This window comes from Pseudomonas sp. TE6283, assembly GCF_054060555.1.
On sequence record NZ_JBSSDH010000005.1, the window covers coordinates 30558 to 48074 of the forward strand.

Annotated in this window: 16 protein-coding genes and 1 riboswitch; of the genes, 11 read left to right on the forward strand and 5 right to left on the reverse strand. The window is 64.2% G+C overall.

What is annotated here, in order from left to right; translation table 11 throughout:
• Nucleotides 1-38 precede the first annotated feature (38 nt).
• The 5 genes from cysM to ACVWZ5_RS08975 all read left to right on the forward strand — a co-directional run bounded on the left by cysM (nucleotide 39) and on the right by ACVWZ5_RS08975 (nucleotide 6096).
• Nucleotides 39-938, forward strand: a complete 900-nt coding sequence (gene cysM, locus ACVWZ5_RS08955; protein ID WP_301140354.1) for a cysteine synthase CysM — start codon at nucleotides 39-41, stop codon at nucleotides 936-938.
• The gene (gene rlmD / locus ACVWZ5_RS08960; protein WP_062573127.1) at nucleotides 938-2296 is read left to right on the forward strand and encodes a 23S rRNA (uracil(1939)-C(5))-methyltransferase RlmD; all 1359 of its coding nucleotides are present in this window, start codon (nucleotides 938-940) and stop codon (nucleotides 2294-2296) included. The genes cysM and rlmD overlap by 1 nt, the downstream gene beginning before the upstream one ends.
• 99 nt (nucleotides 2297-2395) lie before the next feature.
• On the forward strand, nucleotides 2396-4636 hold the full coding sequence (gene relA, locus ACVWZ5_RS08965; protein WP_062573128.1) for a GTP diphosphokinase: 2241 nt from the start codon (nucleotides 2396-2398) through the stop codon (nucleotides 4634-4636).
• Nucleotides 4637-4695: 59 nt separating this feature from the next.
• Nucleotides 4696-5529: a nucleoside triphosphate pyrophosphohydrolase gene (gene mazG / locus ACVWZ5_RS08970; RefSeq protein WP_062573129.1), complete on the forward strand. Its 834-nt coding sequence runs from the start codon at nucleotides 4696-4698 to the stop codon at nucleotides 5527-5529.
• Between the two features lie 27 nt (nucleotides 5530-5556).
• Nucleotides 5557-6096 (forward strand): DUF2058 domain-containing protein, encoded by a 540-nt coding sequence (locus ACVWZ5_RS08975; protein ID WP_062573130.1) that lies wholly within the window; start codon nucleotides 5557-5559, stop codon nucleotides 6094-6096.
• Nucleotides 6097-6142: 46 nt separating this feature from the next.
• Here ACVWZ5_RS08975 and ACVWZ5_RS08980 read toward each other — a convergent pair whose 3' ends face one another.
• From ACVWZ5_RS08980 to purM, 4 genes are all read right to left on the reverse strand, one after another.
• The gene (locus ACVWZ5_RS08980) at nucleotides 6143-6325 is read right to left on the reverse strand and encodes a hypothetical protein (RefSeq protein ID WP_062573131.1); all 183 of its coding nucleotides are present in this window, start codon (nucleotides 6323-6325) and stop codon (nucleotides 6143-6145) included.
• Nucleotides 6326-6519: 194 nt separating this feature from the next.
• Nucleotides 6520-7230 carry a DUF3108 domain-containing protein gene (locus tag ACVWZ5_RS08985; RefSeq protein ID WP_028690912.1) on the reverse strand — a complete coding sequence of 237 codons (711 nt, stop codon included), beginning with the start codon at nucleotides 7228-7230 and terminating at the stop codon, nucleotides 6520-6522.
• 8 nt (nucleotides 7231-7238) lie between these two features.
• Nucleotides 7239-7883 carry a phosphoribosylglycinamide formyltransferase gene (gene purN / locus ACVWZ5_RS08990; RefSeq protein WP_062573132.1) on the reverse strand — a complete coding sequence of 215 codons (645 nt, stop codon included), beginning with the start codon at nucleotides 7881-7883 and terminating at the stop codon, nucleotides 7239-7241.
• A complete protein-coding gene (gene purM, locus ACVWZ5_RS08995) occupies nucleotides 7883-8941 on the reverse strand; it encodes a phosphoribosylformylglycinamidine cyclo-ligase (protein WP_050704540.1) in 1059 nt (352 codons plus the stop codon). Before purM ends, purN begins: the two co-directional genes overlap by 1 nt.
• A 342-nt stretch (nucleotides 8942-9283) precedes the next feature.
• Between purM and ACVWZ5_RS09000 the strand changes: the two genes are divergently transcribed.
• From ACVWZ5_RS09000 to ACVWZ5_RS09025, 6 genes are all read left to right on the forward strand, one after another.
• The gene (locus ACVWZ5_RS09000; RefSeq protein WP_062573133.1) at nucleotides 9284-10339 is read left to right on the forward strand and encodes a DUF2066 domain-containing protein; all 1056 of its coding nucleotides are present in this window, start codon (nucleotides 9284-9286) and stop codon (nucleotides 10337-10339) included.
• Between the two features lie 11 nt (nucleotides 10340-10350).
• Complete coding sequence (locus ACVWZ5_RS09005; protein WP_062573134.1) at nucleotides 10351-11424, forward strand: AI-2E family transporter; 1074 nt, start codon at nucleotides 10351-10353, stop codon at nucleotides 11422-11424.
• Nucleotides 11425-11632: 208 nt separating this feature from the next.
• Nucleotides 11633-12337, forward strand: coding sequence for a DnaA regulatory inactivator Hda (gene hda / locus ACVWZ5_RS09010; protein ID WP_050704543.1), 705 nt, complete (start codon nucleotides 11633-11635; stop codon nucleotides 12335-12337).
• Between the two features lie 125 nt (nucleotides 12338-12462).
• Nucleotides 12463-13098: a C40 family peptidase gene (locus ACVWZ5_RS09015; RefSeq protein ID WP_062573135.1), complete on the forward strand. Its 636-nt coding sequence runs from the start codon at nucleotides 12463-12465 to the stop codon at nucleotides 13096-13098.
• Nucleotides 13099-13244: 146 nt separating this feature from the next.
• Nucleotides 13245-13778, forward strand: a complete 534-nt coding sequence (locus tag ACVWZ5_RS09020; RefSeq protein ID WP_062573136.1) for a C40 family peptidase — start codon at nucleotides 13245-13247, stop codon at nucleotides 13776-13778.
• A gap of 134 nt (nucleotides 13779-13912) precedes the next feature.
• A complete protein-coding gene (locus ACVWZ5_RS09025) occupies nucleotides 13913-16483 on the forward strand; it encodes a dermonecrotic toxin domain-containing protein (RefSeq protein ID WP_084941728.1) in 2571 nt (856 codons plus the stop codon).
• Between the two features lie 11 nt (nucleotides 16484-16494).
• Here ACVWZ5_RS09025 and ACVWZ5_RS09030 read toward each other — a convergent pair whose 3' ends face one another.
• Complete coding sequence (locus ACVWZ5_RS09030; protein ID WP_028690904.1) at nucleotides 16495-17073, reverse strand: hypothetical protein; 579 nt, start codon at nucleotides 17071-17073, stop codon at nucleotides 16495-16497.
• A 151-nt stretch (nucleotides 17074-17224) separates the two neighbouring features.
• A riboswitch (cobalamin riboswitch) is annotated at nucleotides 17225-17443 on the forward strand.
• Nucleotides 17444-17517: the final 74 nt, after the last annotated feature.

A 17517-nucleotide genomic window follows, 5' to 3' on the forward strand; every position in this document is an offset into this window, starting at 1 on the left:
TGATAGGCGCCCCTGCCGTCCGGATTGTGAAAACGCCCATGACCCTGCAGTACCCAACCATCGCCGAATGCATCGGCCATACGCCACTGGTTCGCCTGCAGCGCATCGCCGGGGACACCAGCAACACCTTGCTGCTCAAGCTCGAAGGCAACAATCCGGCAGGTTCGGTCAAGGACCGCCCGGCGCTGTCGATGATCACCCGCGCCGAGCTGCGTGGCCAGATCAAGCCCGGTGACACCCTCATCGAAGCCACCTCCGGCAACACCGGCATCGCCTTGGCCATGGCTGCGGCGATCAAGGGCTACAAGATGATCCTGATCATGCCGGACAACTCCACCGCCGAACGCAAGGCGGCGATGACTGCCTATGGCGCCGAGCTGATCCTGGTGACCAAGGAAGAGGGCATGGAGGGCGCGCGCGACCTCGCCGAGAAGATGCAGGCCGAAGGCCGCGGCCTGGTCCTCGACCAGTTCGCCAATGGCGACAATCCGATCGCCCACTACAACAGCACCGGCCCGGAAATCTGGCAGCAGACCCAGGGCACCATCACCCATTTCATCAGCTCCATGGGCACCACCGGCACCATCATGGGCTGCTCGCAGTACCTCAAGGAGCAGAACCCGGCGGTGCAGATCGTCGGCCTGCAGCCGATGGAAGGCTCGGCCATCCCCGGCATCCGCCGCTGGCCCCACGAGTACCTGCCGAAGATCTTCGACGCCACCCGGGTCGATCGCGTGGTCGACATGTCCCAGCAGGAGGCCGAGCAGACCACCCGTCGCCTGGCCCGCGAAGAGGGCATTTTCTGTGGCGTATCCTCCGGCGGTGCGGTGGCGGCGATGCTGCGCCTGTCCCGCGAAGTCGAGAACGCGGTGATGGTCGCCATCATCTGCGACCGCGGCGACCGTTACCTCTCCACCGGCCTGTTCGATCCAACCTGATGTCCAGAAAGAAAAACAATACCGGCCTGCGTTTCCAGCCGGCCGGCGGCAACCGTGCCGCACAGGTACCCGTGGGCAAGAAGCAGCGCCTGACGATCGAGCGCGTGGCCGGTGACGGTCGCGGCATCGCCTTCATCGAAGGACGTACCTGGTTCGTCAGCGGCGCGCTGGCTGGCGAAGATGTCGAGGCGCGGGTGCTCGCGGCGCGTGGCAAGGTGGTCGAGGCGCGCCTGGAGCGCGTGTTCCAGGCCAGCCCCGAGCGCCGTGAAGCGCCTTGCCGGCACTATGCCCGCTGCGGTGGCTGCAACCTCCAGCACCTGCCTCATGACGGGCAACTGGTGCTCAAGCAACGCCTGCTTGCCGAGCAGCTGCAACGGGTGGCCGGCGTGCAGCCCGAGGAGTGGGCTGTTCCCCTCAGCGGACCGGAATTCGGCTACCGCCGCCGGGCGCGGGTCGCGGTACGCTGGGACACCAAGGCGCGCCAACTGGACGTGGGGTTCCGCGCCGAGGCCAGCCAGGACATCGTCGGCATCGACGAATGCGCGGTGCTGGTACAACCCTTGCAGTCGATCATGCGCCACCTGCCGACCGTGCTGCGCAGCCTGGGCAAGCCGCAGGCGCTGGGGCACGTGGAGCTGTTCAGCGGCACCGCCGAGGCGGTGCTGGTGCGGCATGTGGCGCCCTTGCCCAGTGAAGACCTGGCGCGGCTCGAGGCTTTCTGCCGCGAGGCCGGCGCCCAGCTTTGGCTGCAGGGCGAGGGCGAGCCGGCGCCGGTGGATGCCGCGGCGCAACTGGGCTTTGCCCTGGAGCCCTGGGGCATGGAACTGGCCTGGCGGCCGGGTGACTTCGTCCAGGTCAACGCCCAGGTCAACACCTTGATGATCCAGCAGGCCTTGGCCTGGCTGGCGCCCGAGGCGCACGAGCGGGTCCTGGACCTGTTCTGCGGCCTGGGCAACTTTGCCCTGCCCCTGGCCCGCCAGGTGCGCGAGGTGGTGGCGGTGGAGGGCGTGCAGGCCATGGTCGAGCGCGCCGCGGCCAACGCCGACGGCAACAATGTGCATAACGCTCGGTTTTTTCAGGCCGATTTATCGCAGCCTTTGGCGGGCGCCGGATGGGTCGCCGAGGGCTTTTCTGCGGTACTCTTGGATCCACCGCGCGACGGGGCATTCGAGGTGGTGCAAGGCATCGCCCGGCTCGGCGCGAAGCGGCTGGTCTATGTATCGTGCAACCCGGCCACGCTGGCGCGAGACGCGCAGGTGCTGGTCGGGCAGGGGTACCGGTTAAAAAGGGCCGGGATTCTCGACATGTTTCCTCAGACGGCGCATGTCGAGGCCATGGCGTTATTCGAAGTGGGCTAGCCGGGCTGGCCCTCTTGGTGCGGCCTTCAAGGAGTGAGGGGCGCACAGGTGATAGCCAGTGCACCCGCGTGGTGCGCTGTATGGAAAGGTAAAACAAAGATGGTACAGGTGAGAGTGCACCAGCCGGTCAACCACGACGGCAGTATCAATCTCGAAGCATGGCTCGATCATGTGGTGAGCGTCGATTCGCAGCTCGATCGCCCGGGGCTGAAAGAAGCCTGCGAGTTCGCCCATGAAGTCGAGAAAAAAGGCAATCCAGCCAAGCATTCCTGGGCCGACGGCACCTCCAGTTTCCAGGCTGGGCTGGAGATCGCCGAAATCCTCGCCGACCTCAAGCTCGACCAGGATTCGCTGGTCGCCGCGGTGATCTACCGCTCGGTGCGCGAAGGCAAGGTGACCCTGGCTGAAGTCGGCCAGCGCTTTGGCCCGGTGGTGTCCAAGCTGATCGACGGCGTGCTGCGCATGGCGGCCATCAGTGCCAGCCTCAGCCCGCGCCAGTCGTTGGTGCTTGGTTCCCAGGCGCAGGTCGAAAACCTGCGCAAGATGCTGGTGGCCATGGTCGACGACGTGCGCGTGGCGCTGATCAAGCTCGCCGAACGCACCTGCGCCATTCGTGCGGTCAAAGGCGCCGATGACGAGAAGCGCCTGCGCGTGGCACGCGAGGTGTTCGACATCTATGCGCCGCTGGCCCACCGTTTAGGCATCGGTCATATCAAGTGGGAGCTGGAAGACCTCTCGTTCCGCTACCTCGAACCCGACCAGTACAAGCAGATCGCCAAGTTGCTGCACGAGCGCCGGCTGGACCGCGAGCGCTTCATCAGCGACGTGATGAGCCAACTGCAGAACGAGCTGCTGGCTACCGGCGTCAACGCCGACATCAGCGGCCGGGCGAAACACATCTATTCGATCTGGCGCAAGATGCAGCGCAAGGGCCTGGAGTTCAGCCAGATCTACGACGTGCGCGCAGTGCGCGTGCTGGTGCCGGAAGTGCGCGACTGCTACACCGCGTTGGGCATCGTGCACACCTTGTGGCGGCACATCCCCAAGGAGTTCGACGACTACATCGCCAACCCCAAGGAAAACGGCTACCGTTCCCTGCACACCGCAGTGATCGGCCCTGAGGGCAAGGTGCTGGAGGTGCAGATCCGCACCCACGCCATGCACGAGGAAGCCGAGCTGGGGGTGTGCGCGCACTGGCGCTACAAGGGCACCGACGTCAAGCCCAGCTCCAACCACTACGAAGAGAAGATCTCCTGGCTGCGCCAGGTGCTGGAGTGGCACGAGGAACTGGGCGATATCGGTGGCCTGGCCGAACAGCTGCGTGTCGATATCGAGCCGGACCGGGTCTATGTGTTCACCCCCGACGGCCACGCCATCGACCTGCCCAAGGGCGCCACGCCGCTGGACTTCGCCTACCGGGTGCACACCGAGATCGGCCACAACTGCCGCGGCGCCAAGATCAACGGCCGCATCGTGCCGCTGAACTACAGCCTGCAGACCGGCGAGCAGGTGGAGATCATCACCAGCAAGCACGGTAGCCCGAGCCGTGACTGGCTGAACTCCAACCTGGGCTACGTGACCACCTCGCGGGCCCGGGCCAAGATCGTCCATTGGTTCAAGCTGCAGGCCCGCGACCAGAACGTGGCTGCCGGCAGGACCCTGCTCGAGCGCGAACTGAGCCGCCTGGGCCTGCCCCAGGTGGACTTCGAACGCTTGGCGGAGAAGGCCAACGTCAAGACCGCCGAGGACATGTTCGCCGCACTCGGCGCCGGCGACCTGCGCTTGGCGCACATGGTCAACGCCGCCCAGCAACTGCTCGAACCCGAGCGCTTGGAACCGGTCGAGCTGATTCCGCGCCAGGCCCGGGGCATCCGCGCGGGCAAGCGCAGCGACATCCAGATCCAGGGCGTCGGCAACCTGCTCACGCAGATGGCCGGGTGCTGCCAGCCGTTGCCGGGCGATGCCATCGTCGGCTACATCACCCAGGGCCGTGGCGTGAGCATCCACCGCCAGGATTGTGCCTCGGTGTTGCAGCTGGCGGGCAAGGAGCCGGAGCGCATGATCCAGGTCAGCTGGGGGCCGATCCCGGTGCAGACCTATCCGGTCGACATCGTCATCCGTGCCTACGACCGCCCGGGGCTGCTGCGCGACGTGTCGCAGGTACTGCTCAACGAGAAGATCAACGTGTTGGCGGTCAACACCCGCTCGAACAAGGAAGACAACACTGCGCTGATGTCGCTGACCATCGAGATCCCCGGCCTGGATGCCCTCGGACGTCTGCTGGGGCGGATCTCGCAGTTGCCCAACATCATCGAGACGCGGCGTAATCGCACCCCTTGAGAAACGGGGCCGCTGTGCGGCCCATCGCCGGCAAGCCCTCGCCTAGGAACAGGCTTGATATGACCTACACCCTTGAAGACCTGTTGCACCTCATGGCCCGCCTGCGCGACCCGCAATATGGCTGCCCCTGGGACCTCAAGCAGGACTACGCCAGTATAGTCCCGCACACCCTCGAGGAAGCCTACGAAGTCGCCGACACCATCGAACGCGGCGACTTCGAGCACCTGCAGGGCGAGCTCGGCGATCTGCTGTTCCAGGTGGTCTACTACAGCCAGCTGGCTCGTGAAGAAGGGCGCTTCGAGTTCGACGGCGTGGTCGATTCGATCACCCGCAAGCTGATCCGTCGTCACCCCCATGTATTCCCCACCGGCGAGCTGTACGCGCCGCTGGACACCCCGGTGTTGAGCGAGGCGCAGGTCAAGTCGCGCTGGGAGGAGATCAAGGCCGAGGAGCGCGCCGAAAAAAGCGAGCCCGAGCAGTTGTCGCTGCTCGACGATGTGCCCGCCGCCTTGCCCGCGCTGTCCCGCGCCGCCAAACTGCAGAAGCGCGCCGCCACGGTCGGCTTCGACTGGCCCGAGGCGCTGCCGGTGCTGGACAAGGTCCGCGAGGAACTCGACGAAGTGCTGCAGGCCATGGCCGATGGCGACAGCGACGCGCTGGAGGACGAGCTGGGCGACCTGCTGTTCGCCACCGTCAACCTGGCCCGGCACCTCAAGCACGACCCGGAAAACGCCCTGCGCCGCGCCAACCGCAAGTTCGAGCGGCGCTTCCGATTCATCGAACAGGCATTGCGCGAGCAGGGCCTGAACATCCAAGATCGTACCCTCGACGAGCTGGACGCCCTGTGGGGCGAGGCCAAGCGTCAGGAAAAGAACCTGCCCAGCTGCGGCTGAGCCGATGCATAAGTGAGTAGAACACCCATGAGCCTTTCCCTTCGCGACCAATTGCTCAAAGCCGGCCTGGTCAACCAGAAACAGGTTTCGCAGACCAACAAAGCCGAGAAGAAACAGAAACGCCTGGAACACAAGGGCCAGGTGGAGGTGGACGACAGCCAGCAGCGCCTGGCCAAGCAAGCCATGGCCGAGAAGGCCAAGAAGGACCAGGAACTGAACCGCCAGGTCCAGGAGAAGGCCGAGCAGAAGGCCCGTGCCGCGCAGATCAAGCAACTGATCGAAGCGACCCGCCTGCCCAAGCTGACCACCGAGGACTATTACAACTTCGTCGATGACAAGAAGGTCAAGCGCATCGCCGTCAACGCCCTGATGCGCAGCAAGCTGAGCAATGGCGCGCTGGCCATCGTCGCCCATGGCGGCGGCTACGAAGTGATCCCGCGCGAAGCCGCGGTGAAGATCCAGGAACGCGACCCCAACCGTATCCTGCTGCTCAACACCCATGTCGAGGAAGCGGACGAGGACGATCCGTACGCGGCCTACAAGATCCCGGATGATCTGATGTGGTAAGCACGAAAAACCCCGCCTTGGCGGGGTTTTTCGTTGCAGGGCCGGCTCACTGCGTCGGGCGTTGGCGCTCGAGGTATTCAAGCTCCATGCGGTACTGGTGAGCCTGTTGCTCGTCATGGAACATGCCGACCAATTGGCCTTGCTGATGCACGTCCCAGATCCGCAGGCCAGCGGCCTGGCCTTCGTGGGACATTTTCGATTCGTCGCGTTCGGTTACCTGGACTGTCATCGTCAAACTCCACTGCTTGGGTTGGCTGCGGCACTCTGTCGCAGGACCCCTTTATAGAATTTGTTAGCAGGCTAAGTAAATAAAACAGCGATGAAACAAGTTTCATCAAGGGCAGCGCATATCCTGTGGGAGCGGTGTGCGGCAAAAAAGAAACCCCGCACAAGGCGGGGCTTCGGGCGTTGCAGGCAGCGGTATCAGTTACCCTTGACCGCCTTGCCATCGACCGTGCCATCCTGCAGCACGATCACGTACTCCTTGCCGTCGGTCTCGACCTGTCGCAGCTGCACCAGCAGGTAGTCCCAGTCCTTGGCGAACCACAGCTCGGTGATGCGCTTGCTCTGGCTCGGGTCGCGCACGCGTTCGACCTTGATCGCGTCGACCTGGCCGGTCTTGGTGGTCACTTTCTCGGTGCCCAGCACGCGGAAGTCGTAGGTGTCGATCTCGTCACCGTCGACCACCTGGTAGGTCATGCTCTTCTTGCCGGCGGCCACGTCATGCTGCAGGGCCAGCTGGTAGGACGACTTGTCCAGCACGCCGCGGTTGAGCGGCAGGTTGATGGCGTCGCCACGGTCGCTGCCGGTGATCTTCTTGCCGGCCCAGTCGAAGTTCAGGTCGACCTTCTTCGCCTTGCCCAGGCCGCCGCGTTCGAAGTGATACTGCTGCGGCAGCAGGGTGTCGTTGTCGAACTTGAGGGTGCTTTGCTCGGTCAGGCTGGCGATCATCATCGAAGCCTTGAAGTTCAGGCTCCAGGTGCCGTTGGCGTTCTTTTCCAGGCTGCGCGCGGCGGTGCCGCTCATCGGCAGCTGTTTCCAGTCGGCGGTGTAGCTGGCCGCGAAAGGCTTCAGGTCAGCTGCCTGGAGGGGCAGGGCGAGCACGGCGAGAGCCAAGAGCAGGGCGCGACGCATAAATTCTCCTAGGATCGAATCAAGTGACCGCTGGCCGCCAGCGGCTGGCCATCCAGTAATGCACCCTGTCCGCCCAGACGCAAGCGTCCTTCGGCGAACCAGCGCACCGCCAGCGGGTAGATCTGGTGTTCCTGCAGGTGCACGCGCTGGGCGAGCGTCTGCGCGGTGTCATCCGTTGCCACGGGCACCACAGCCTGTACGACCAGAGGCCCGCCATCGAGTTCCTCGGTGACGAAGTGCACGCTGCAGCCATGCTCGGCGTCGCCCGCCTCCAGCGCGCGCTGGTGGGTGTGCAGGCCTTTGTACTTGGGCAACAGTGACGGGTGGATGTTCAGCAGGCGGCCCTGGTAGTGGCGCACGAAATCGCCACTGAGGATGCGCATGAAACCGGCCAGCACCACCAGGTCGGGCTGGAAGCCGTCGATCAGCGCCATCAGCGCCGCGTCGAAGGCTTCGCGCCCGTCGAAACCGGTGTGCGACAACACGGCGGTTTCGATGCCGGCGGCCTTGGCACGTTCCAGGCCGTAAGCATCGGCACGGTTCGAGATGACCGCGCGGATGCGTGCCGGGCTGTCGCTGGCGCTGTTGCTGTCGATCAGTGCCTGCAGGTTGCTGCCGGAGCCCGACAGCAACACGACTACATTGCAGGGCATCAGTGTGCCTTGAGGTTCTGCAGCTCGACCTGGGCGGCGCCTTCGGCGGCCACGTCGATACGGCCAATCACCCACGGTTGCTCGCCTTCGGCGCGCAGCACGTTCAGGGCATTGTCGACCTGGTCCTGAGCCACGCAGATGACCATGCCCACGCCGCAGTTCAGCACGCGGTGCATTTCATGCTCGTCGACGTTGCCTTTTTCCTGCAGGAAGTCGAACACCGCCGGACGCTGCCAGCTGGCCACGTCGACCACGGCCTGGGCGCCTTTTGGCAGTACGCGCGGGATGTTGTCCAGCAGGCCGCCACCGGTGATGTGAGCCATGGCCTTGACCGCGCCGGTCTGCTTGATCAGTTGCAGCAGCGGCTTGACGTAGATGCGAGTCGGCGCCATCAGCAGGTCGGCCAGCGGCTTGCCGTCGAGCTGGGTGTTGTCGATGTCGGTGCCGGAAACCTCGAGGATCTTGCGGATCAGCGAGTAGCCGTTGGAGTGCGGGCCGGAGGATGGCAGGGCGATCAGGGCGTCGCCGGTGACCACTTTCGAGCCATCGATGATCTCGGCCTTTTCCACCACGCCGACACAGAAGCCGGCCAGGTCGTAGTCTTCGCCTTCGTACATGCCAGGCATCTCGGCGGTTTCACCACCGACCAGCGAGCAGCCGGCCAGTTCGCAACCGGCGCCGATGCCGGTGACCACGGTGGCGGCCACGTCGACGTTGAGCTTGCCGGTGGCGTAGTAGTCGAGGAAGAACAGCGGCTCGGCGCCGCACACCACCAGGTCGTTGACGCACATGGCGACAAGGTCCTGGCCGATGCTGTCGTGCTTGTTCAGGTTCAGCGCCAGGCGCAGCTTGGTGCCGACGCCGTCGGTGCCGGAGACCAGCACCGGCTGCTTGTAGCCGGCCGGGATCTCGCAGAGGGCGCCGAAGCCGCCCAGGCCACCCATGACTTCAGGACGTGCGGTGCGCTTGGCGACGCCCTTGATGCGTTCGACCAGTGCTTCGCCGGCGTCGATGTCTACACCGGCGTCTTTGTAGCTCAGGGAGGGTTGCTTGCTCATTGATCCAGGCCTTTAGGAGGGAGGGATTCAGAAAAACGACCGGGACGGCCAAGGCCGGTTTCAAAAACGGCGGCTGCCTGTACGTCACTGGTCTGCGAAGGCGCGCGATTTTATCAGGGTTGCCCCAAGGCGGCCATCCTCAGGCCGACGGGCAGGCGGGAAATCTGGGCAAAAAACCGTGTTTCACCCCCTGTGACTGGTTGCCGCGCCGGTGCCTGTATAAGGTATAGGCATGGCGACCCAGGCAACGGGCCGGCAACGCGGAGTATTTGCCGTGGTTGCGCGGTCACAGCCGACAGGCAAGGGCGTGTCGCCCCAAGGTCATCTGGACAGGAATCCTCAATGCGTCTTCTCAACTTCATCGCTGGCGCCTGCCTGGTTGTGGCTGGCACCGTCGCCCAGGCCGAAACCGTCTCTGGCTTGTACCAGGTGCGCGAGCCCGTCGAAGGGCAGGGCGGCGAAGCCCGCGCCCAGGCGACCGGCAAGGCCCTGGATACCCTGGTGCTGCGCCTGACCGGCGATCCCAAGGCGGTGCAGAACCCGGCGTTGGCCGCGCTGCGCAAGGACCCGCAGCAGATCATCAACCAGGTCGGCACCGAAGCCGGGCCGCCGGAGTCGGTGTTGGTCGAGTTCGACCCCGGCAGCACCGAGCGCGCATTGCGCCAAGCCGGCCTGGCGCTGTGGGGCAGCAACCGGCCGTCGATTCTTGGCTGGTGGCTGAACGACAGCGTCGAGGGCAGCAGCCTGGTCGGCGATGGCCAGGCTGTCGCCGAACCCCTGCGCCGGGCCGCCCAGCACCGCGGCCTGCCGTTGCGCCTGCCGTTGGCCGACCTGCAGGAGCAACTGGTGGCCAATGCCAAGCTGCTCGAAGGCAACGACCCGGCGCCGCTGCGCGAGGCCTCCGAGCGCTATGGCGCCGATGCGCTGCTGGCGGTGCACGCCCACGAGGCTGACGGCAAGTGGCAGGGCAAATGGCAGTTGTGGCTGGGCGACCAGCGCGAGCAAGGCAGCGCCGAGGGCGCCGATCAGGCGGCCCTGGCCGATGCCGTACTGCTGGCGGTGAGCAATCGTCTGGCGCCGCGTTATGTCACCCGTCCCGGCACCAGCAGCGAGCTTGAGGTGCAGGTCCAGGGCATGAACCTGCAACGCTACGCCGAGCTGAGCCGAGTCCTGGAGCCATATGGCGCGCGCCTGCAGATGGCCGATGGCGGTACCCTGACCTACCGCGTCACCGGCAATCGTGAGCAACTGCGCGCGCAGTTGAGCCTGGCCAAGCTCCAGGAACTGCCTGCCGAGGCCGTGCCCGCGACACCTGCGCCAAACACGCAGGACCCGGCCGGCGCGACGCCGCCGGCCACCGCCGCCAAGCCGTTCGACGGCCTGCGTTTTCGCTGGTAAGGAGTGTCTGAATGACTGACCTGCGTCGCTGGATCTGGCTGGGCGCGGCTTTTGTGATTGCCGTGCTGCTGTACTTCCTGCACAACATTCTCTCGCCGTTCCTGGTGGGCATCCTGCTGGCCTACCTGGCCGACCCGCTGGTCGACCGCCTGGAACGGTTCGGCTTGTCGCGCACCTGGGGCGTGGTGGTGGTGTTCAGCCTGTTCACCCTGATATTCCTGGCCCTGCTGCTGGTGCTGGTGCCGATGCTGGCCAAGCAGTTGCTACGCCTGTACGAACTGGCGCCGCAGATGCTCGACTGGCTGCAGCATGTGGCGCTGCCCTGGGTGCAGAGCCGCCTGGGCCTGGCCGATGGCTTCTGGAAATTCGACAAGATCAAGGCCGCCATCGGCGAGCACATGGGCCAGACCACCGACATCGTCGGGGTGCTGCTGTCCCAGGCCACCGCTTCGAGCCTGGCGTTGATTGGCTGGCTGGCCAACCTGGTGTTGATTCCGGTGGTGGGCTTCTACCTGCTGCGCGACTGGGACCTGATGATGGCCAAGCTGCGTAGCTTGTTGCCGCGCCAGCGCGAGCCGCAGGTGGTGGAGCTGGCCGGCGAGTGCCACGAAGTGCTGGGGGCGTTCGTGCGCGGGCAGTTGCTGGTGATGCTGGCGCTGGGCGTCATCTATTCCACCGGCCTGATGCTGGTGGGGCTGGAACTGGGGCTGCTGATCGGCATGCTGGCGGGGCTGGCGGCGATCGTGCCGTACATGGGCTTCATCATCGGCATCGGCGCGGCGCTGGTCGCCGGGTTGTTCCAGTTCGGCGGCGAGCTTTACCCGATGCTGGGCATCGTCGCGGTGTTCATGGTCGGGCAGGCGCTCGAAGGCATGGTGCTGACACCGCTGCTGGTGGGCGACCGCATCGGCCTGCACCCGGTGGCGGTGATCTTCGCGATCCTGGCCGGCGGCGAGCTGTTCGGCTTTACCGGGGTGTTGCTGGCGTTGCCGGTGGCGGCGGTGATCATGGTGCTGCTGCGGCATGTGCATGACCTGTACAAGGAGTCGGACATGTATGCCGGGGAGATCGACCCCGACCTATGATCAATCGCGGGGCAAGCCCGCTCCCACGCTACCCTGGCAGGGGCGATAACGTGGGAGCGGGCTTGCCCCGCGATGCTTGTGGAACAGTGCAACTACTTGATTTTACTTGCGCTATTTCCCTCGCCGATTGTGCCGTCCGCGCTGCGGGTATAGACTTTGCACACTGTTCATCAAAGGCCCCCTGTGGTCCCCGCGACCGCCCGCGAGCATGAAACCGATCCAGTTGCCCCTGGGTGTGCGTCTGCGCGACGACGCCACCTTCATCAACTACTACCCCGGCGCCAATGCCGCGGCACTGGGCTATGTCGAGCGGCTGTGCGAAGCCGACGCCGGCTGGACCGAAAGCCTCATCTACCTGTGGGGCAAGCAGGGCGTGGGCCGTACCCACCTGTTGCAGGCCGCCACCCAGCGTTTCCAGCAGTTGGGCCAACCCGCTGTCTACCTGCCCCTGGCGCAACTGCTTGATCGTGGCGTCGAACTGCTCGACCACCTCGAACAGTACGAGCTGGTGTGCATCGACGACCTGCATGTGATTGCCGGCAAGGCGGACTGGGAAGAGGCGATGTTCCACCTGTTCAACCGCCTGCGCGACAGCGGCCGGCGCCTGCTGCTGGCGGCGTCCAGTTCGCCACGGGAACTGCCGATCAAACTGGCCGACCTCAAGTCGCGGCTGACCCTGGCGCTGATCTTCCAGATGCGTGGGATGTCCGATGAGGACAAGCTGCGCGCCCTGCAACTGCGTGCCTCGCGCCGTGGCCTGCACCTGACCGACGAGGTCGGCCACTTCATCCTCACCCGCGGTACGCGCAGCATGAGCGCGTTGTTCGATCTCCTCGAACGCCTCGACCAGGCCTCCCTGCAGGCCCAGCGCAAGCTGACCATCCCGTTCCTCAAGGAAACCCTCGGCTGGTAGCCCTGAGAACAAGGTGCCAGAGCATCAAAACGGAAAAGTCACATCTTTTTCGATAAAATTTGCAAATGGGTCCGATAGAAGGCATAGTTTCCCCCTTCTAAAGGACTACAGACACGGTCGTGCCCATGCTGAAGCGCTTCGCACCCCTCGTGCCACTTGCACTTGTCACCCTTCTTTACGGCTGTGCCTCCACCGGCCCGGTCGCACCCTCGCAGGACCACCGCGTGGCCGCCGAGCAATCGGTCAAGGCCAAGGCTTCCGCCTCTTCCGTATTCACCGAGGAAGAGCTGGCCAGCGAAGACGACCTTAACGCCTTCTCCAGCAACGGCAAGCCATACCAGCTGCCTGCGCTCGCCGACAGCATTCTCGAACGCGGCATGGCCCTGATCGGCACCCGCTACCGCTTCGGTGGCACCTCCGAGAAGTCCGGCTTCGACTGCAGCGGTTTCATCGGCTACCTGTTCCGCGAAGAGGCGGGCATGAACCTGCCGCGCTCGACCCGCGAGATGATCAACGTCGACGCGCCCAAGGTCGCCCGTAACAAGCTCAAGCCCGGCGACCTGCTGTTCTTCAGCACCAACGGCCGTGGCCGCGTCAGCCATGCCGGCATCTACCTGGGTGACAACCAGTTCATCCACTCCAGCAGCCGCCGCAGCGGTGGCGTGCGTATCGACAGCCTGGGCGATCGCTACTGGAGCAAGACCTTCATCGAGGCCAAGCGCGCGCTCGCCATGGCGCCGACTACGATCTCGCGCAATTGATTTGATATCAAAATGTTGTAACCTCGCACGGCGGCGTAGCTGAAAAGCTCGCCGCCGTGCGCATTTACAGAAAGCGTCTAATCTAAATTCTCAACTCTTTTTACCTTCGGCCGTGGCCGTCGGATTCTCGACAGGACGTTCGCATCATGGCGATGTTGGCGCGCTTCGCATTCCTTTCCCTGGTGGCCCTGGTTGCGGCCTGCTCCAGCCGTGCTCCTGCGCCGGCGCCCACGCCCAAGCAGCCGATGGTGTTCAATCAGGCGCCTTCGTCGCCTGTGGCCGACGATGTATTGTTTCGCGCCATCGGCCTGGTGGGCACACCGTATCGCTGGGGTGGCAACACACCGGATGCCGGATTCGATTGCAGCGGCCTGATCGGCTATGTCTACCGTGATGCGGCGGGTATCAGTCTGCCACGCTCGACCCGGGAGATGATCGTCATGCGCGCGCCAAATGTGGATATCAATTCGCTGCAGTCGGGCGATCTGGTGTTCTTTGCCACCAGCGGTGGGTCGCAGGTCAGCCATGCCGGCATCTACGTCGGTGAAGGGCGCTTCGTGCATGCGCCGTCGACAGGCGGCACCGTGCGCCTGGACTACCTGTCCAACAGCTACTGGGCCAAGGCCTACCTCCAGGCCAAGCGGGTGCTGCCGCCGGGGCATCTGGCGCAGAATCCCTGATACCTGATGGCGTGTTTGCCAGACCTGTTTGAACGGTTTGGCGGATCGTTCCTGACCCTACAATCTTCTACCGCTCCTCCTCCTGCCCGTTACGCCAGGCTGCTCGTCCCATAACGACTTCCCAGGAGCGGGTCATGACCACGATCAAGGAGCGCGTAGAACGCAGTCTCGACGCATTGGATGCAGGGTGGCCGCTGGTACGCCTGGTGGACGAAATCGTCCGCGAATTTCCCGATCCCTATGTGCTGGCGACCCAGCACGCGCAGCGCATCGTGCTCAAGCACACCGGCAAGCCAATCGATCCACGGTTCATCTGGTGGCACCAGTTCGGCACTGCCAGCACCAGCAGCCGCACTTTCACGGGGTGGCAGCACAGCGGGCCGCCGTTGAAGTCGATGACCTTGACGGAGCTTGTGATCAAGCGCTTCGATGCCCACTTCCAGGAGGCACCGGACGAGCTTGATCTGTACGGTGGCTTCTACCTGCAGGGGCGGCAGGCCAATCACTTCGATGAACGCAACGAAGTGGCGATGCTTGGCAGCAAGGTGCAGGAAGACCTGTGGACGCTGGACTTCGCGATAGCCTATCGCGCCGACATCACGCGATTCTGGAGCACCTATTCACAACATTTTCGAGTCCTGGCCAAGGTCAACATGTTGGGGCAGGGGAGTATCGCCTTTCGCGCAAGGCGAATCAGCGAGAGTGACTGGGCTTCGTTGCGGGCAATGGTTGCAGACGGGCTGGCTGCCGGCGGGCTGCCGACGCTGGACGCGCTCAAACAGGGCAGTTCGACAACGCCCTTTTCGGTCTTGCGCTACGTGCTGGATCAAGGCGATCGCGGTTGCTTCTACAGCTTTGTGATGGGCAGCGGTCGTACGCTCCTCTATCGCCCCTGGGCAAGCGAGGCGTTCAAGAGTTTCGCATCGGAGCAGGATCTGGCTGGGTGGCTACGCGGACAGTTGCAGGATCCCGCCACCCTGGCCAGCTATGTGGCAGCTGCCCACACCGATGCCCGTGCCCCTTCGCGTGCCCGCTCGATCAGTATGCATCTGCAAAGTATCGCCAACAGTACGAGCGATGAGGCGGCGCTGGTGTTGCTCGGTTATCTGAAGCGGCCGATCAGCATCGACCTCTTTACCTACCTGGCCAATCAGGCCACCACTGAGATGGACGACAACGCCACGGCCATGCTCGACAACGCCCAGCTGCGCAAGGCGATGTGGAGTGGTTATCTCTCGGCGTTCATCAAGGTATTCGGTGGCTTTGCGCCGCTCGGCTGGCCGATGACGCTGATGCTGCTGGGGGCCAGCCTGGGCAAGGTGGGGTTGGATATCGATGCCGCCTTGCATGTCGCCGACGAGCAGAGCCGCAAGAGTGCCTTGCGCGATGCCATGCTCGACAGCCTGTTCGCGGCCTTGAACATGGTCGATCTGGGGTTTCAGTCGAGTTTTGCCGCTTTGGCCCATGACGTGCCGTTCGATGGGTTGGATGGCAACCTGGACCAGTGGCAGGTGTCGCAGTCCGCCACCCTGCTGGTCGAAGGGCGGGAGAGCAACGAGCTGCTCAGTGGTGAGCAGGTTACCTCCGGGCGTTTGCGTGGCATCAGGCTGGGGAGCGATGGCAGTTGCTGGATCGTGCTCAATGGTTTGTCGTACCGCGTGCGGTATGACCATCAACTGCATACCTGGCTGGTTGTGCCGGCCAATAACCCGTTTGCTTTTGGCCCTCTTTACCCGGTACGGCTGAACGAGGCGAACGAATGGGAGTTGCTGGTGCCGCCGCGGTTGGTCGGGGGTATGCCGCCTGCGGTGGTGGGCATGTCCAGCACCAGATCGAGGTTCTGGGACTTGTACCTTGTCGTGGATGATGTGCGTAGCAAGGTGTTCTCCGCCAATGCACTTCGCCGTCAGAAAACGCTGCTGCAGGCCCATCCGATTCCCGTGCTGGAGCAGGACCAGGTGCCTGGTGTGGATGCCAATGGTCTGGATTGCGTACTGGTCGATGGTCGCGTTCAGTATTCCTATCGCTATGATCGCGAGTACTACAACTCCCTGATCGAGTACTACACAAGCGACGAGTCCAAGGTGAACGATGTGTTCCGCTCGGGTACTTACCGGTACGACGATGAGGATGATTACATTCAAGCGTTGGCCGATACCCTGGACGAGCTGCCCGACAGCAACGAGGTGAGCCTGTATCGTGGAGGGCACGGTTCCCGTGGCACCAGTGGCCAGCGCTATCGCAATGGCCAGCTGCGGGTGGGGGATGTGCTGGTCAATACCGACCTGACCTCGTTTACCGAGAATCCCTACAAAGTCGCCGAGTTCGCCTCACAACCTTCGGTGAATGCGCTCGGCCATCTTGCGGGACAGTTCGACGACACCTCGGTGATCTTCGAGCTGCCCCTCGGCCGCTACCAGGAAGGCACGCCGATCAGCGCATTCTCGCTTTACTGGGACGAAGGGGAGACCCTGTTCCTGCCGGGCCATTACTTCCGGATCGACAACCTGGAGCAGGTCTACGGTGATCACTATCGCTTCGTCCATGTCACGCTCCAGCAGGTGCCCAAGCCGGCTGCCGGGCCTGTCTACGACCTGCGCACCGGCCTGCTGTTCGACGAACAGGCCTACAAGACGCGCTTCAGGACACCTGACTTGGCAGAGCGTTTCTTTCCCGTCGACCTGCCGGCTGCCGCTGCCAACTGAGGCGGCGCCGATCAAGCCTGCTTGAGCAGCAATGCCACCCCGGGATAGTACTGCCCAAGTTCGTTGTGCAGCTTGCGGTAGGCATACGGGAAGTACCAGGCAAGCGCACAGGCCGTGTGCTTCTGCAGGTCGTCCACCAGGTCCTGCAGTTCCTCGGGGCTGGCGTGCTGGCCGGCCTTCCACGGTGTGACGAACAGCGCCCCGGCCTTGAGCTGGCTGCCATAGGCGATCGGCTTGGCCAGGGCGGCGGTTTCCTGCAGGGCCGCTGTCAGGTCGAGGCGAGCGATGCGCGGCCAGCGCTGGCCGGCGTGAAGGTACAGCGACTCCTCGGCGCTGCTGATCGACAGGTCGCAGCGCCCGTCGCGCTCGCCCTCGTCGCGCTGTTTCTTGCTCATGTGCCGTTCCAGCGCCACCAATTCACCCTGCCAGGCGGCAGCGGCGAGCAGGCCGACGTTGCTGGCTGTGCCGTGCCAGTAGGGCGCTTCGTTGTCGCCCTGCAACTGGTTGAAGCGGTCGATGCAGTCGACCCAGCGTTCGAGGGCCGGGCGCAGGAACTCCAGGCGCGGGTTGTTGATCATCAGGCCTTGCATGCTGCGCTCTCCTTGTCATTGTGATCGAGGTCAGCCGAAATAGTGGCTATGTGATATCACTGCTTTGAGTGTGGCACAAGCTGGCGAATCGGCCATTGATCCAGGCCAGATCGGCCCACGCTCGATTGACGCTCCCGGTGCAACCCTCTAACCTTCGCGGCGTGCTTCAGGTGCCCTGCGAACCGCGGTTCGGCAGGGTGAAACTGGGAAGCCGGTGGGCGCCAGCAGGCGCGAGTCCGGCGCTGCCCCCGCAACGGTAGATGAGTCGACGGCTACGCAAGGCCACTGGATGTCCATGTCCGGGAAGGCGCGTGGCCAGGGCCTGCGCCCGCTCATGAGCCCGGAGACCGGCCTGTCACTGCCAAACGGCATCACGGAGGGTGATGCGCGGTGCGATGTGGCTGTTGCCATGCCTCCTGCGCGCTCCTCGTCTGCCTGCCTTTT

Bases quoted from the DNA above. Each gene is read 5' to 3' on its own strand.
- ACVWZ5_RS08975 (WP_062573130.1), top strand. From the start codon at position 5,557: ATGAGCCTTTCCCTTCGCGACCAATTGCTCAAAGCCGGCCTGGTCAAC.
- relA (WP_062573128.1), top strand. From the start codon at position 2,396: ATGGTACAGGTGAGAGTGCACCAGCCGGTCAACCACGACGGCAGTATC.
- ACVWZ5_RS09005 (WP_062573134.1), top strand. From the start codon at position 10,351: ATGACTGACCTGCGTCGCTGGATCTGGCTGGGCGCGGCTTTTGTGATT.
- purN (WP_062573132.1), bottom strand. From the start codon at position 7,883: ATGCCCTGCAATGTAGTCGTGTTGCTGTCGGGCTCCGGCAGCAACCTG.
- ACVWZ5_RS09020 (WP_062573136.1), top strand. From the start codon at position 13,245: ATGGCGATGTTGGCGCGCTTCGCATTCCTTTCCCTGGTGGCCCTGGTT.
- ACVWZ5_RS08980 (WP_062573131.1), bottom strand. From the start codon at position 6,325: ATGACAGTCCAGGTAACCGAACGCGACGAATCGAAAATGTCCCACGAA.
- hda (WP_050704543.1), top strand. From the start codon at position 11,633: ATGAAACCGATCCAGTTGCCCCTGGGTGTGCGTCTGCGCGACGACGCC.
- ACVWZ5_RS09015 (WP_062573135.1), top strand. From the start codon at position 12,463: ATGCTGAAGCGCTTCGCACCCCTCGTGCCACTTGCACTTGTCACCCTT.
- ACVWZ5_RS09000 (WP_062573133.1), top strand. From the start codon at position 9,284: ATGCGTCTTCTCAACTTCATCGCTGGCGCCTGCCTGGTTGTGGCTGGC.
- purM (WP_050704540.1), bottom strand. From the start codon at position 8,941: ATGAGCAAGCAACCCTCCCTGAGCTACAAAGACGCCGGTGTAGACATC.
- mazG (WP_062573129.1), top strand. From the start codon at position 4,696: ATGACCTACACCCTTGAAGACCTGTTGCACCTCATGGCCCGCCTGCGC.
- rlmD (WP_062573127.1), top strand. From the start codon at position 938: ATGTCCAGAAAGAAAAACAATACCGGCCTGCGTTTCCAGCCGGCCGGC.
- ACVWZ5_RS09030 (WP_028690904.1), bottom strand. From the start codon at position 17,073: ATGCAAGGCCTGATGATCAACAACCCGCGCCTGGAGTTCCTGCGCCCG.
- ACVWZ5_RS08985 (WP_028690912.1), bottom strand. From the start codon at position 7,230: ATGCGTCGCGCCCTGCTCTTGGCTCTCGCCGTGCTCGCCCTGCCCCTC.
- cysM (WP_301140354.1), top strand. From the start codon at position 39: ATGACCCTGCAGTACCCAACCATCGCCGAATGCATCGGCCATACGCCA.
- ACVWZ5_RS09025 (WP_084941728.1), top strand. From the start codon at position 13,913: ATGACCACGATCAAGGAGCGCGTAGAACGCAGTCTCGACGCATTGGAT.